The following is a 14943-nucleotide window of genomic DNA, read 5'->3' as shown; positions in this document are numbered from 1 at the left end:
CCGGAAGCGGGCATCGGAAAACCGGCTTTCAGACAGGGAAAAAAGAAAAAAGTACCGGTGACACCTGTGATGCATCGGGGCGGGCAGAGGGTATTTCCCTGTCGTTAATATCGCTAAAAAAATGAAATATGAAATAATTATGCTAATATTTTGCGCTGCAAGATAATATTTTATATCTTTGTAGCCGAGATGGATGAAAAGGTGGAGGGGCGATTAAGCTCCTTTTTTTGTTCTTATATAATTAATACATGATAGATAAAAACGTTGTAACCCAAATTGTCGAAGAGTGGCTGGAGGGTAAGGATTATTTTCTGGTAGACGTAACCGTAAGCCCGGATGATAAGATTGTAGTCGAAATCGATCATGCCGATGGCGTATGGATTGATGATTGTGTGGAATTGAGCCGCTTCATAGAATCGAAGCTGAACCGTGAAGAAGAGGATTATGAACTGGAGGTGGGATCGGCAGGCATAGGCCAGCCGTTTAAGGTCCTTCAGCAGTATCGGATTCACCTGGGAAAGGATGTGGAAGTCATGGACAAGACCGGTAAGAAATGGGCCGGTGTACTGACTGAAGTAACCGAAAATAATTTTACGATTATTGTCGAAGTAAAAGTTAAGCCGGAAGGAGCAAAGCGTCCTAAGCTGGTGGAACAAAGTGTGACCTTTACATATGATGAGATAAAATACACCAAATACTTAATTAGCTTTAAATAATATGGCGAAGAAAGAAGCAACTGTCAGTTTGATTGACACGTTTTCGGAATTTAAAGATTTGAAGAATATCGACCGTACTACAATGGTGAGCGTCCTTGAAGAATCATTCCGCAGTGTAATTGCGAAAATGTTCGGAACGGATGAGAATTATGACGTAATTGTTAACCCGGATAAGGGGGATTTCGAAATATGGCGCAATCGGGAGGTCGTGGCTGATGAAGAACTGACTAATCCAAACTTGCAGATTTCACTGACAGAAGCGCGTAAGATAGATGCTTCTTATGAGGTGGGTGAGGAAGTGACTGATGAGGTAATTTTCGAAAAGTTCGGCCGTAGAGCCATTCTGAACCTGCGTCAGACGCTGGCATCCAAGATCCTGGAACTCGAAAAGGATAGTCTGTACAACAAGTATATCGACAAGGTAGGTACTGTGGTGGCTGCCGAAGTATACCAGATCTGGAAAAAGGAGATTCTGTTGCTGGATGACGAAGGCAATGAACTGTTGCTTCCGAAGACAGAACAGATTCCGGGCGATTTCTACCGCAAGGGTGAAACCGTACGTGCGGTGGTAGCGCGTGTGGACAACCGCAACAATAATCCTAAGATTATCCTGAGCCGTACTTCTCCGATGTTCCTGCAGCGTCTGTTTGAACAGGAAGTACCTGAAATCAATGACGGACTGATTACGCTGCGCAAGATTGCACGTATCCCGGGTGAGCGTGCCAAGATTGCGGTAGAATCGTATGACGAACGTATTGATCCGGTAGGAGCTTGCGTAGGCGTGAAGGGTTCTCGTATCCACGGTATTGTGCGCGAGTTGCGTAATGAAAACATCGACGTAATCAACTATACTTCGAATATCCAGCTGTTCATCCAGCGTGCACTGAGCCCTGCAAAGGTTTCTTCTATCGTAATGCACGAGGAAGAAAAGAAGGCTGAAGTGTATCTGAAACCGGAGGAAGTGTCTCTGGCTATCGGTAAGGGCGGTATGAACATCAAGTTGGCCAGTATGCTGACTGAGTATACCATCGATGTATACCGTGAACTGGATGAGGCTGCGATGGATGAGGATATCTATCTGGATGAATTCAAGGATGAAATTGACGAGTGGGTTATCAATGCAATCAAGAGTATCGGTATTGATACAGCCAAGGGAGTATTGAACGCTCCGCGTGAAATGCTGATTGAAAAAGCGGATTTGGAAGAGAACACTGTAGATGATGTGTTGAGAATATTGAAAGCAGAGTTCGAGGAAAATTAGTATCTTGTTGCAGAGGTATGGTTGGATGCCTGACAGGCAAACCGTATTGGTGTGTGAGATGATTAAAATTTTTTCAACTTCTGCCTTTGGAAAATGAGAAGATGTATGAGCGGTTGAGAAAGGCAGAGATTACGGACTCTATTAAAAAACTTAGAAATTTATGATTAGACTGAACAAAGTAACAAGAGATTTGAATGTGGGGATTGCTACAGTAGTGGACTTTTTGCAGAAAAAAGGATATGCTATTGAGGCTAATCCTAATGCTAAGATTACGGAAGAACAATATGCTGCACTTGTGAAAGAGTTTAGCAAAGACAAGGATTTGAAAATAGAGTCTGAAAAAATTTTCCAGGAACGGCAGAATAAAGATCGTAACAAGGCCTCTGTTTCCATCGAGGATCTTCAGATGGAGACCAAGCAGCCGGAAGTGGTGGAGACAGTGGTGCCTGATGATATACGTCCCAAATTTAAGCCTGTGGGCAAAATTGACTTGGACGGTTTGAATAGGAAAAAGGCAAAACCGGCTGTGGTGGAGCCTGTAAAAGAAAAAGAGGTGGAAGCAGAGGCTGTGACCGCGCCGGAACCGGTTGCGGCAGAACCTCGTGTGGATGCTCAGCATGACAGAGAGGCTGTGGAAGAAGCTCTGTCGGCACCTGTGGCAGAAAAGCACGAACAGCAACCTCAAATGAGTGTGAAACAAGAACAGATACAGCCGGAACAAAAGGCAGAAGATTTGAAATCAGAGGTGATGGAAGAAAAGAAAGAGACCCAAGAAACACAAACCCAGCAGAATCAGGAAAGTGAAGTTTTTAAAATTCGTCCGACCGAATTTAAGTCTAAAATTAATGTGGTAGGCCAGATTGACCTGGCTGCCCTGAACCAGTCTACGCGTCCTAAGAAGAAATCGAAGGAGGAAAAGCGTAAGGAAAGAGAAGAAAAGGACAAGCAGCGTCAGGAGCAGCGGAAGCAGATGAAGGATGCCATCATCAAGGAAATCCGCAAGAGTGATGACCGGGGTGACAAGGATGCTGCCGGTGAGGGTGGAAAGAAGAAACGCAACCGTATCAATAAGGAAAGGGTAGATATCAGTGCTGCCGGCAATAACGGTGGAGGTAACAATGCTCCACGCGGAGACAAGGGTGGCAAACCGAATAATAAGCACGGTAAGGATCGCCTGAAGAAGCCGGTAGTGAAACCGGAGGTGAGCGATGAGGATGTGGCTAAGCAGGTGAAGGAAACCTTGGCTCGTCTGACCAACAAGGGTAAGAACAAGGCGGCTAAGTACCGTAAGGAAAAACGTGAGTCTATCCAGAACCGTCAGCTGGAACAGGAGGAACTGGAACAGGAAGAAAGCAAGATATTGAAGCTGACCGAGTTCGTTACTGCAAACGAACTGGCAAGCATGATGGATATTTCCGTGACACAGGTTATCTCTACTTGTATGAGTGTCGGTATCATGGTATCTATCAACCAGCGTCTGGATGCAGAAACCATCAATCTGGTAGCCGAAGAGTTTGGTTACAAGACTGAATATGTCAGCGCTGAAGTGGCTCAGGCCATTGAAGAGGAGGCGGATGCAGAAGAGGATCTGCAGCCTCGTGCACCGATTGTGACCGTCATGGGACACGTTGACCATGGTAAGACATCGTTGCTGGACTACATCCGTAAGGCAAATGTAATTGCCGGTGAAGCGGGTGGTATCACTCAGCACATCGGTGCGTATAATGTGAAACTGGAGGATGGACGACGCATTACCTTCCTGGATACTCCGGGACACGAGGCGTTTACTGCCATGCGTGCCCGTGGTGCGAAGGTAACCGATGTGGTAATCATCATTGTGGCTGCCGATGACAATGTGATGCCTCAGACAAAAGAGGCCATCAATCATGCGATGGCAGCGGGTGTACCTATCGTGTTCGCTATCAACAAGGTGGATAAACCGAATGCCAATCCGGACAAGATCAAGGAGGAACTGGCTGCCATGAACTTCCTGGTGGAAGAGTGGGGCGGTAAGTACCAGTCGCAGGATATTTCTGCCAAGAAGGGTACCGGCGTACAGGAGTTGCTGGAAAAGGTATTGCTCGAAGCGGAAATGCTCGACCTGAAGGCCAATCCGAACCGCAAGGCTACCGGATCCATCATCGAATCGTCTTTGGACAAGGGACGTGGTTATGTGGCTACGGTACTGGTATCAAACGGTACATTGCATGTCGGAGATATCGTACTGGCAGGTACTTCATACGGTAAGGTAAAGGCTATGTTCAACGAACGTAACCAGCGCCTGAAAGAAGCAGGTCCGGCTGAACCGGTACTGATCCTGGGATTGAACGGGGCTCCTGCTGCAGGTGATACCTTCCACGTATTCGATACCGACCAGGAAGCACGTGAAATTGCCAACAAGCGTGAGCAGTTGCAGCGTGAACAGGGTCTGCGTACGCAGAAGATGCTTACGCTGGATGAAGTGGGACGCCGTCTGGCTTTGGGAGACTTCCATGAACTGAATGTAATTGTCAAGGGTGACGTGGACGGTTCGGTAGAGGCATTGAGCGACTCACTGATCAAGTTGTCTACCGAGCAGATTCAGGTGAATGTAATCCACAAGGGTGTCGGTCAGATTTCAGAATCGGATGTGTCACTGGCTGCGGCTTCGGATGCCATTATCGTAGGTTTCCAGGTACGTCCTTCCAGCAATGCGGCCAAGCTGGCTGAACAGGAAGGTGTGGATATCCGTAAGTATTCTATCATCTACGATGCCATCGAGGAGGTGAAGTCGGCCATGGAAGGTATGTTGGCTCCGACTTTGAAGGAACAGGTAACTGCTACTATCGAAGTGCGTGAGGTATTTAACATCAGCAAGGTCGGTATGGTAGCCGGAGCGATGGTAAAGACTGGTAAGGTAAAACGTTCCGACAAGGCTCGTCTGATCCGTGACGGTATCGTGGTATTTACCGGTTCTATCAATGCGTTGAAGCGCTTCAAGGATGATGTGAAGGAAGTGGCTACTAACTTTGAGTGCGGTATCAGTCTGACTAACTGCAATGACTTGAAGGTAGGAGACGTGATTGAAACTTATGAGGAAATTGAAGTAAAACAAACCTTGTAACGGGGTTTTAATCGGATAAAAGGTAATGTCATCCTGAGCATGGCGAAGGATCTGTGGATGCGGAAGAGGATGCAGTACAGATCCATTGAGCTTGTTCAGAATGGCATTACTTGTTTTGTAATGATATGACGGAACTTGACTGGATTATTCTGATTGTCGTAGGTCTGGGGGCGATATTGGGCTTCATGAAGGGCCTCATCAAGCAGTTGGCTTCTATCGTGGGACTGATTGCGGGCCTGCTGATTGCCCGGGCCATGTTTGTGGCCGTAGGTGAGAAACTGGCTGCCGAACTGGATACTTCACTGACGTTTGCACAGGTACTGGCTTTTATACTGATTTGGATCATTGTTCCCGTATTGTTTCTGTTGCTGGGAAATGTATTGACAAGGGTGATTGAGGTGGTGCACCTGGGATTTGTCAACCGGATGCTGGGAGCAGGTGTCGGAGCGTTGAAATTTCTGCTGCTGGTGGGCATCGCGATTCATTTTATAGAATATATAGATTCAAAAGATACCTTAATTACACGAACCGTAAAGAAGGCTTCTGTGTTATATTATCCGATAGGGGAGTTTTCCAATGTTTTTTTCCCGACTGTAAAGAATGTTACTAAACAACTAATAGATACTGAAATATGCAAGAGGAACCCAATAAATATGTAAAAGAACTGACGCAGGAGAAGTACAAGTATGGCTTCACTACGGATGTGCATACAGATATTATAGAAAAGGGGCTGAATGAGGACGTGGTACGTCTGATCTCGGCCAAGAAGGGGGAACCGGAATGGCTTCTGGAGTTCCGCCTGAAGGCTTACCGCCACTGGCTGACCATGGAGATGCCTACCTGGGCACATCTGCAGATTCCTGAAATTGATTATCAGGCAATCTCGTATTATGCCGACCCTACCAAGAAGAAGGAAGGACCGAAGAGCATGGAGGAGGTCGATCCGGAGTTATTGAAGACCTTCAACAAGCTGGGTATTCCGTTGGAGGAGCAGATGGCACTGAGTGGAATGGCTGTGGATGCGGTCATGGACTCGGTTTCGGTAAAGACTACCTTCAAGGAAACGCTGATGGAGAAGGGTATCATATTCTGCTCCATGAGTGAGGCTGTACGTGAGCATCCGGACCTGGTGAAGAAATACCTGGGATCGGTAGTCGGCTACAGGGATAATTTCTTCGCTGCGCTGAATTCGGCTGTGTTCAGTGACGGCTCGTTTGTCTATATTCCGAAGGGCGTCCGCTGCCCGATGGAACTGTCCACTTATTTCCGTATCAATGCGGCCAATACCGGTCAGTTTGAGCGTACGCTGATTGTGGCAGACGACGACAGTTATGTTTCTTACCTGGAAGGATGTACGGCACCTATGCGCGACGAGAATCAGTTGCATGCCGCCATTGTGGAGATTGTGGTGCTCGACCGTGCGGAGGTGAAGTATTCTACCGTACAGAACTGGTATCCGGGTGATGCGGAAGGAAAGGGAGGTGTATACAACTTCGTGACCAAGCGTGGAAACTGCAAGGGTGTGAACAGTAAGTTGTCGTGGACACAGGTGGAAACCGGTTCTGCGATAACCTGGAAGTATCCGAGCTGTATCCTGAGCGGTGACAATTCGACTGCCGAATTCTATTCGGTGGCTGTGACCAACAACTACCAGCAGGCAGATACGGGTACCAAGATGATTCACCTGGGCAAGAATACCCGTTCTACGATTGTGAGCAAGGGTATCAGTGCCGGAAAGAGCCAGAACTCTTACCGTGGTCTGGTACGTGTGGCTGAGAAGGCCGACAATGCGCGCAACTATAGCCAGTGTGACTCACTGTTGCTGGGAAGTCAGTGTGGAGCGCATACCTTCCCTTACATGGATATCCACAATGAGACAGCGGTGGTGGAACACGAGGCCACTACCTCCAAGATTTCCGAAGACCAGGTATTCTACTGCAACCAGCGTGGTATTTCTACCGAAGATGCAGTAGGACTGATCGTAAACGGATATGCGAAAGAAGTATTGAATAAACTTCCGATGGAATTTGCCGTAGAGGCACAGAAGTTGCTCTCTATCTCTCTGGAAGGAAGTGTAGGATAAAATAAAGCTTAATCGAAGATTATGTTAGAAATTAAAGATTTACATGCCACCATTAATGGCAAAGAGATATTGAAGGGTATTAACCTGACGGTTAAGGCCGGAGAAGTACATGCAATCATGGGACCGAACGGGTCTGGTAAGAGTACATTGAGTAACGTGCTGGTGGGACATCCTGCTTATGAAGTGACAAAAGGTTCGGTGACTTTCGAAGGCAAGGACCTGCTGGCGTTGAGCGCCGAAGACCGTAGCCATGAGGGCTTGTTCCTGTCTTTCCAGTATCCGGTAGAGATTCCTGGGGTAAGCATGGTGAATTTCATGCGTGCGGCAGTCAACGAACAGCGTAAATACAAGGGACTTCCTGCATTGTCGGCAAGCGAGTTCCTGAAGCTGATGCGCCAGAAGAGAGAGATTGTGGAACTGGACAGCAAACTGGCCAATCGCTCTGTCAACGAGGGCTTCTCGGGTGGAGAGAAAAAACGGAATGAGATTTTCCAGATGGCCATGCTGGAGCCGAAACTGAGCATCCTGGATGAAACCGATTCCGGACTGGATATCGATGCCCTTCGTATCGTAGCCGAAGGAGTGAACAAGCTCAAGACTCCCGAAACCAGTTGCATTGTGATTACTCACTATCAGCGTCTGCTCGATTACATCAAGCCGGATATCGTACATGTCTTGTACAAGGGACGTATTGTAAAGACTGCCGGACCGGAACTGGCTTTGGAACTGGAAGAAAAGGGTTACGATTGGATTAAGAAAGAACTGGGAGAATAATCATGAAAGTAGAACAGCAATATATCGATCTTTTCACGCAGTGCGAGGCGATGATCTGCAAGCACAGTGCCGAGGTGCTGAATGTACCCCGTGCCAGAGCTTTTGCCGATTTCGAACGGCTGGGTTTCCCTACGCGCAAGCAGGAAAAGTATAAGTATACGGATGTGAGCAAGTTCTTTGCTCCCGATTACGGATTGAACCTGAACCGGCTGAACATTCCGGTGAATCCTTATGAGGTGTTCAAGTGTGACGTGCCGAACATGAGTACTTCGCTGTACTTTGTGGTCAATGATGCTTTCGACAAGCACGATCATCCTTCTGCACAGTTGCCTGAAGGAGTGATCTTCGGCAGCCTGAAGGATATGGCTGAGCAGCATCCCGAACTGGTGAAAAAATATTATGGTAAACTGGCGGATACATCAAAGGATGCGGTCACTGCTTTCAATACCATGTTTGCACAGGACGGTGTACTGATGTACATTCCTAAGAATACGATATTGGAACGTCCGATCCAGCTGGTGAATATCTTGCGTGCGGATGTGGACTTTATGGTCAACCGCCGCTTGCTGATTGTCGTGGAAGACGGCGCACAGGCTCGTCTGCTTATCTGCGACCATGCCATGGACGAAGTGAATTTCCTTTCTACTCAGGTCATCGAAGCCTATGTAGGAGAGAATGCAGTCTTCGATCTTTATGAACTGGAGGAAACGCATAACAGTACGGTACGGTTCAGTAACCTCTATGTCGACCAGCAGGCAAACAGTAACGTGCTGCTCAACGGCATGACCTTGCACAACGGTACTACCCGCAACACTACGGAAGTATACCTGTCAGGAAGGGGAGCTGAAGTCAACCTGTGCGGTATGGCCATTGCCGACAGAAACGAACAGGTAGACAACCATACGTTCATTGACCACCGGGTATCCGACTGTACCAGCAATGAGCTTTTCAAGTATGTGCTCGACGATCAGGCCATCGGAGCGTTTGCCGGTAAGGTACTGGTACGCGAAGGAGCCCAGCATACTTCTTCTCAGCAGACGAACCGCAACATCTGTGCTACCCGTGAGGCACGTATGTACACCCAGCCGCAGCTGGAGATTTATGCTGACGATGTCAAGTGTTCACACGGAGCAACCGTAGGTCAACTGGATGAAAATGCACTGTTCTATATGCAGCAGCGTGGTATCAGTCTGAAGGAAGCCCGCCTGTTGCTGATGTTTGCCTTCGTCAACGAAGTCATCGACAATATCCGTATGGACGCTTTGAAAGACCGTCTGCACCTGCTGGTTGAGAAACGTTTCCGCGGTGAGTTGAACAAGTGTCAGGGCTGCGCCATTTGTAAATAAAATAATCGATAGCTTATGTACGACGTAAACAAAATAAGAGAAGATTTTCCGATATTGTCACGTACGGTATACGGCAAGCCGCTGGTATATCTGGATAATGGAGCCACGACACAGAAACCACGCTGTGTGGTCGATGCCATAGTAGAGGAGTATTATTCGGTCAATGCCAACGTACACCGGGGGGTACATTTCCTGTCGCAGCAGGCTACCAATTTGCACGAAGCTTCGCGGGAAACGGTACGTCGCTTCATCAATGCCGGCAGCACCAATGAGATTGTCTTTACCCGGGGCACTACGGAGAGCATCAATCTGGTAGCCTCTTCCTTTGTGGAAAGTCAGATGAAGGAGGGAGATGAGGTCATTGTTTCCGTCATGGAGCATCATAGCAACATCGTCTCCTGGCAGCTTCAGGCCATGCGCAAGGGAATTGTACTGAAAGTGATTCCGATGAACGACCGTGGGGAACTCCTGCTGAATGAATATGAGAAACTTTTCTCTCCGCGTACCCGGCTGGTTTCTGTAGCCCATGTTTCCAATGTGCTGGGAACCATCAATCCGGTGAAGCAGATCATTGAGATGGCTCATGCCCATCAGGTACCGGTATTGATTGACGGTGCCCAGGGTATTCCGCATATGCCGGTCGACGTACAGGACCTGGATGCCGATTTCTACGTGTTCAGCGGACATAAGATATATGGTCCTACTGGAGTCGGTGTGTTATACGGCAAGGAGAACTGGCTGGACAAGCTGCCTCCTTATCAGGGAGGGGGTGAGATGATTCAGAATGTAAGTTTTGAAAAGACCACTTTCAACCAGCTTCCTTTCAAGTTTGAAGCGGGAACGCCGGATTACATTGGTACGACGGCACTGGCCAAGGCTTTGGATTATGTATCAGCCATCGGAATGGACCAGATTGCAGCCTACGAGCATGAACTGACGGTTTATGCCATGCAGCGTCTGAAGGAGATACCGAACATGCGTATCTTCGGTGAGGCTGCCCATAAGGGAGGAGTGATTTCATTCCTGGTAGGTAATATCCACCATTTTGACATGGGTACCTTGCTCGACCGTCTGGGCATAGCTGTCCGCACCGGTCATCATTGTGCAGAACCGCTGATGCGCCGTTTGGGCATCGAGGGTACGGTACGGGCTTCATTCGGTATATACAATACCAAGGAAGAAGCCGATGCACTGGTAGCAGGTATTGAACGGGTAAGCCGAATGTTCTGAAACAGAGATCCTGTTTACATCTCATAAAAAAGACAGCTCCGGAAGTATGAAAAAGAACTTCCGGAGCTGTCTTTTTTTATGTCATCCGCATGGCTGCTGTCTGATGTGCATCACTGTCGCAGCAGCAGGTGCCGCATCAGTAGCTGACGGTAAAGCGGTAATCTCCCTTATCCGCAACCTGCTTGGCGGTAAGTGAGATCCGGTAGATTTCCTTACCCCATACATTCGACAATCTCGGGTCGGTCAGGGCAATGCTTTCCTTCTTTGCCTCAAATGCCTTTCCGTCGAACTTCAGGACGGCTTTCTGTCCGTTTACCTGAATCGTAACCTGACCTTCTTCCAACTGTACCTCTCCCCATGTCAGGAAGTTGACCTGGTTGGGCTGAGAGGCCTCTGTCAGTTCAAATTGGTCGCGGATGTCCAGGCGGTTGCCCTTAACCTGATAAGAACGCTTCCATTCCTTGATTTTCGCTTCTGCCGGATAGGCTCCCGCAATGTCCACGCTGAAGCGCCCGTTGGCGGCATCTAGCACTTTTGCCTTGTATTTGCGTCCGTATTTCTGAGGCACCCCATTGACCAGCGGAAGGTTGTGATAGTTGCTTTGCATGGTCCAGATGGTATATCGTTCCGAACTGAAGGTCTGACGGGTATAGGTTCCCACTCCGGCGTCAATCAGCATCGGAGTATCGTTGACCCACAAAGAGAAGGTACCTGCATCGTTGTGGTTGTGACTCTCGTCGTTATAACCTCCCTTTGCGGCAAAGAAAGCCTTTCCCTTCCGTGCATAGTAAAACTCTGTCTCCGGATACCAGGTATAGTCAGGGCTCTTTCGCGGGTCCTTCATCTGCTGCAGCTCCCGGTCTACCTGGAACGCTTCCAGAATCCGGTACACATCCCGGCTTTTCAGTCCGATTCCCTTACCGGTATTCAGGTAACCCGCAAAGGCCAGCAGTTCCTGGCTCTGGATAGCCTTTCCATAGCGGAAAATCAGGTACGGGTCGCCTCCTCCCTTGGCCGAAGCATCGGCAAAGTTGACCACCCATCCGTTGCCTACGTAACTTCTCGAGATATATTCTCCCATGTTCCGGATCTGAGGATTATCGAAGATATTGATCTTGTCACCCGTAATATCCGACAGCAGTACCAGATAGTCGAGCAGTTTTCCGGAAGCGTGTCCCCAGTACGAAGGCCCCTCTTCGCAGGCACCGTCCTGATGCACGTAATTGATAAACTTGTCTACCGATTCAATGCTTCTCATCACCGCCTTGGCCAGTCGGTCGGTATCGTTTTCCAGCAGCATGAACGTCATCAGCGCATTGCTGTTGCACCACGGGTTCCAGTTGTTGATCATGTCCCCGTCCTTATAGTTGACCGCCATCCACCAGAACGAATCGTCCTCCAGATAAGGCACCATGATCCGTTTGTCGAGTTCATGGTATAACCGGCGTGAAATTTCCGGGTTGATCTTGTCGAACGACTCGTGCATGAAATAATACACCCACGAAAGCATATTACCCAGGTCGCCCGCTGTCAGGTCAATCATATCATAGTCGTATGCCGGGAGTGAACGTCCGTCGGGCTGGCGTACCAGGTGGGCCGACAGTGCCCAGGAAGTCATTTCGCACGAATGGAACACCCCGTTGATCAGCTGGTCCATGAACCGCCCCTTACCTTCCGCCAGTTCGGCAAACAGCAGTTGCACGATGGCCTGGTTGTTGGCATCAAAAGGATTCTCCATCACCTTCCGGTTTCCGCTTCTTTCATATTCCAGGTAGTCACTCGCCTTGACTACCTTCCATTCATAGTTCAGAAATTTCTCACCGTTCTTGATGACCTTCTCCTTATTCTGTCCGAAAAGGTTGTCCCAGCCTGTCCGGTCGGCATAGGCCGGATATTTTACCCATTTCTGACCGGGTACGAGATAAGCACGGAGAGAATCGGCCACAAACTCTTTTTGCAGGATATTCCTTTCAGAATAGGCATAAGTCTGTGTGGGCGCATACAAACATGCACACAAGGCAATTGCCACAAGTTTTTGGGAAATCTTCATATTTAGTCCTTTTAAAATAATTATTGTACAATGTTATAAAATATTTTTGATACATCCGTCATGGCTGGAGAATAAAAACGGAGGCTGTCCGGAAACCGGCGGTGCTTCGTCTGCAAAACAATTTCAGGGATGTCTGCAGAAAGCTTTCAGGAAGAGATAAAAAACAAAAAACGCCAGTTTTCACTGACGTTTTTTATATGATACTGTATCGGTATCCGGAATTTAATATTCATCCTTGCGTTTCGGGTTCATTGGGAACCATCCTTTCTTCACTCTTTCCTTTTGTTCGAATATTTCCTTAATCGTCCAGAAAGACGAGAAAGAGAAAACTCCCAGCAGACTGGAAACCAGGATATCGCTTACCATGACCGAACCGGCTACTCCAGCCAGACCGGCAATCAGGAACCACCACCAGCACCTCGTGCCCCAGTAATATTCGGCCTTGACCACGATAGGGTGGAAAATGCCGATGATCAGGAAGGTGCAGATTCCGATGACCAGACCGCCGATGTGATAAGTGTCAAGCCATTCCATAGACTATTTACGGATAGGGATTTCTTTCTTGATACTTTGCTCAAGCGAAATCAGTGTTTCCGTAGCCACCACTCCCGGAATTTCCTGAATCTTTGAGTTCAGCAAATCCATCAGATGCTCATTGTCAGTAGAATACAGTTTGGTCAGCATGGTGTAAGGACCGGTAGTGAAATGACATTCCACGATTTCAGGAATCTTTTCCAGTTCGGCTACCACACTCTTGTACATTGATCCTTTTTCCAACTTGATACCCACATAAGTACAGGTACTATATCCCAGACTCTTGGGGTTTACATGGTATCCAGAACCGATGATGACGCCTAAGTCGATCAGTCTTTGTACGCGCTGATGAATAGCTGCACGCGATACACCGCAGTCGGCAGCTACATCCTTGAAAGGAATACGTGCGTTCTGGGAGATGATTTCCAGAATCTGCTTGTCGAGATTATCAATCTTTTCCATATGAATTAACGTCTTGTTATTATCATTTTGTAAGCAAATATAGAAAAACTTTTTTTCTAATCGTACATTTTATAAGAAAAAACATGAATTTTAACTCGATTTTCTGCAGAAATCCGTCTATTGGTATATCGTCTCGCTGATTTCCCTGATTTTCTGCCGTCTTTCCAGTGAAAAAGTATTGCTGTGGGTATCCAGGTACTGTAAAAGTTCAAGCGCTTTTTTGAGCAGGCTGTTTCTTTCGGCGTCTGATTTTTTTAATGAGGCATCGAAATAAAACAGTTCGGCCAGTATCTCTATGCGTTGCAGCAATTCCTGAGGAGGAAAGGCCGTCCCCAGATAATGCATGATGAAGGGGACATCCTGTTCGTAGAAGAAGCGTTCCGACTGCTGGAAGTAGCACCGGTACATACTGCCGGTATCCTGTTGCAAGGTCGCCTCTTCCTTTCCTTTTTCCCGTTCCTCCTTCAGTTTCTCCAGTGCCTCGAAAAATTGAAGGATGAGCCGCATGATATAGTCGCGTTCAAGCATAATGTGACAATATATAAGTAAGTATTCAATGCTGCAGTTGTTGGAAACCTGCCTGCCAAAATTAAGAAGATTTTCCGGATTCTCCACAGGAATTCCTCGTGGAAGTAGCACGATGATGAAACTTTTGTTTCCTGGAAGTGAAACTTGAGTTGCATAATTGTGAAACTGGAGTTTCCTCCCCATGATAATCTTGGATTGTTTCCCCAGACCGAATGTCCGACTCCTTTATTTATCTTCGTTCGTATTTATCTTCGTTCGTTTCTATTTCCACCAGCGTTTATCTCCATTCGTAATTATCCTCATAACTGTCGAATCTCAGCTGATGGGTAAGTCCCTGAGTCCGGAACACTGTTTCAATGTACTGCTGTTCCTTCGGCGGAATCGGATAAGTTCCCCTCCGGTAGCGGTAATATAACTCTTTTCCGTATCTGCGGAGCAGGATTTGCCGGATGTCTCTCACTTTGGCAAAAGGTACTTCGTCAAAGATCCGGGTGAATCCGCGGGCATACCGTACCTGGCGGTCGGGGGCAAAATACCGGCAGTCCGTGCCTGTGCATTTCGGGTTGATGATACTGAGATATTCCATGTCGGACGGCAGATGGGAGGTAAGCAAATGACGGATGCATTTTTCGGAATGCGTACAAGACGGATAGAGGCAGAGTGCATATCCGTGTGGTACTGCAGTAAAGTCATAGTTTTTATCCATAAGATAATCAATAGTTTAAGGTTGTTATGTAGGTCGGCGGCATTGCTGCCGCTTTCCCCATTAAGAACTGTACGTGCGACTTTCACCGCATACAGCTCCGATAATTCTAAATTTAATTCTCATAAAATTAAATCGGCTCATAATCATCTT

13 protein-coding genes are annotated in these 14943 nt (G+C 47.7%); 8 read left to right on the top strand and 5 right to left on the bottom strand.

Annotated features, from left to right (window positions below; translation table 11 throughout):
* The first annotated feature begins 248 nt into the window (after nt 1-248).
* From rimP to H3001_RS04085, 8 genes are all read left to right on the top strand, one after another.
* Nucleotides 249-716 (top strand): ribosome assembly cofactor RimP, encoded by a 468-nt coding sequence (gene rimP, locus H3001_RS04120; RefSeq protein WP_178243818.1) that lies wholly within the window; start codon nt 249-251, stop codon nt 714-716.
* Nucleotide 717: 1 nt separating this feature from the next.
* Nucleotides 718-1977 carry a transcription termination factor NusA gene (nusA, locus tag H3001_RS04115; RefSeq protein WP_178243820.1) on the top strand — a complete coding sequence of 420 codons (1260 nt, stop codon included), beginning with the start codon at nt 718-720 and terminating at the stop codon, nt 1975-1977.
* A gap of 160 nt (nt 1978-2137) precedes the next feature.
* The gene (infB, locus tag H3001_RS04110; protein ID WP_178243822.1) at nt 2138-5080 is read left to right on the top strand and encodes a translation initiation factor IF-2; all 2943 of its coding nucleotides are present in this window, start codon (nt 2138-2140) and stop codon (nt 5078-5080) included.
* A 125-nt stretch (nt 5081-5205) separates the two neighbouring features.
* Nucleotides 5206-5739 carry a CvpA family protein gene (locus tag H3001_RS04105; protein ID WP_178243824.1) on the top strand — a complete coding sequence of 178 codons (534 nt, stop codon included), beginning with the start codon at nt 5206-5208 and terminating at the stop codon, nt 5737-5739.
* Nucleotides 5712-7163, top strand: a complete 1452-nt coding sequence (gene sufB, locus H3001_RS04100; RefSeq protein WP_181214144.1) for a Fe-S cluster assembly protein SufB — start codon at nt 5712-5714, stop codon at nt 7161-7163. Before H3001_RS04105 ends, sufB begins: the two co-directional genes overlap by 28 nt.
* 21 nt (nt 7164-7184) lie before the next feature.
* The gene (sufC, locus tag H3001_RS04095; protein ID WP_178243828.1) at nt 7185-7937 is read left to right on the top strand and encodes a Fe-S cluster assembly ATPase SufC; all 753 of its coding nucleotides are present in this window, start codon (nt 7185-7187) and stop codon (nt 7935-7937) included.
* A gap of 2 nt (nt 7938-7939) precedes the next feature.
* Nucleotides 7940-9283, top strand: a complete 1344-nt coding sequence (gene sufD / locus H3001_RS04090; RefSeq protein WP_178243829.1) for a Fe-S cluster assembly protein SufD — start codon at nt 7940-7942, stop codon at nt 9281-9283.
* 15 nt (nt 9284-9298) lie between these two features.
* A complete protein-coding gene (locus H3001_RS04085) occupies nt 9299-10513 on the top strand; it encodes an aminotransferase class V-fold PLP-dependent enzyme (protein ID WP_181214143.1) in 1215 nt (404 codons plus the stop codon).
* Between the two features lie 136 nt (nt 10514-10649).
* Here H3001_RS04085 and H3001_RS04080 read toward each other — a convergent pair whose 3' ends face one another.
* From H3001_RS04080 to H3001_RS04060, 5 genes are all read right to left on the bottom strand, one after another.
* Nucleotides 10650-12563 carry a heparinase II/III family protein gene (locus H3001_RS04080; protein ID WP_181214142.1) on the bottom strand — a complete coding sequence of 638 codons (1914 nt, stop codon included), beginning with the start codon at nt 12561-12563 and terminating at the stop codon, nt 10650-10652.
* A 222-nt stretch (nt 12564-12785) separates the two neighbouring features.
* Nucleotides 12786-13097, bottom strand: a complete 312-nt coding sequence (locus tag H3001_RS04075; RefSeq protein WP_178243834.1) for a DUF4491 family protein — start codon at nt 13095-13097, stop codon at nt 12786-12788.
* Between the two features lie 3 nt (nt 13098-13100).
* Complete coding sequence (locus H3001_RS04070) at nt 13101-13559, bottom strand: Lrp/AsnC family transcriptional regulator (protein ID WP_178243836.1); 459 nt, start codon at nt 13557-13559, stop codon at nt 13101-13103.
* A gap of 117 nt (nt 13560-13676) precedes the next feature.
* Complete coding sequence (locus H3001_RS04065) at nt 13677-14087, bottom strand: hypothetical protein (protein ID WP_178243838.1); 411 nt, start codon at nt 14085-14087, stop codon at nt 13677-13679.
* Nucleotides 14088-14364: 277 nt separating this feature from the next.
* Nucleotides 14365-14793 (bottom strand): DUF6078 family protein, encoded by a 429-nt coding sequence (locus H3001_RS04060; RefSeq protein WP_181214141.1) that lies wholly within the window; start codon nt 14791-14793, stop codon nt 14365-14367.
* Nucleotides 14794-14943 lie beyond the last annotated feature (150 nt).

This window comes from Phocaeicola faecicola, assembly GCF_013618865.1.
In the GTDB taxonomy this organism is placed as follows: Bacteria; Bacteroidota; Bacteroidia; order Bacteroidales; family Bacteroidaceae; genus Phocaeicola; species Phocaeicola faecicola.
Note: the sequence above shows the minus strand (reverse complement) of the source record. Positions and strands in the feature narration are given on the sequence as shown.